Here is a 624-nt window from a genome sequence, read left to right on the forward strand (position 1 = left end):
GGAGACGGTGGCTGACTCAACTCACGGCGACACGCCGTGTCCCGAGAGACACAATCCGCTATGAGGGATTAGTCACCCACATCGCCGAACGCGGCAAATGTGCAGCTCAGGGGTTAAACGCCAAGCTGAGAGCCTGCTGACAAAGGCTTAAGTGCTGGCGGGCGTGGGCCCGTAGAGAGCCGGTCCGACCTTGTTGATGTAGCCCTGGTGGGACCATTGGGACAGCTGAACGCGGAAGCTGTTGACGTTCTCGATCGCGAGGATGGCGGCCAGCTCACTGCCTCGCCAGGCTCGCCAGGGCCGAGCGGCCAGAAGCTGCAGGACCTTGCCGCGCCGATCGGGGCTGGATACCGGAAGCGGCGGCGGGTCGCTCCAGCGGCCAGTGGGCGGCAGACCGGCCAGTTCGCGGGTCAGGCGGCGGGTCATCTGGTGCACGGCGGCCCACCAGATCATGGCCTCGTGATGGGCAGGCTTGCGTTCGTAGATCCGCGCCAGGGGGCGGTAGCGGACCAGCCAGGCGGATGGGTCGGCCGCGCGGCGAGGTGTCAGCGGTGAGCTGGTCCTTTTCCGCGCGGCCTCCCGCCGAACCGGACGTGATGGTTTCCCGATCATCCGGCTCTCCAG

At 67.0% G+C, this 624-nt stretch carries 1 pseudogene; it reads right to left on the reverse strand.

Features of this window, described 5'->3' with window-relative positions:
• Positions 1–147: 147 nt before the first annotated feature.
• A pseudogene (locus ACBJ32_RS59400) lies at positions 148–624 on the reverse strand (hypothetical protein); the annotation flags it as partial.

Source organism: Nonomuraea sp. GTA35 (genome assembly GCF_041950525.1).
Classification (GTDB): Bacteria; Actinomycetota; Actinomycetes; order Streptosporangiales; family Streptosporangiaceae; genus Nonomuraea.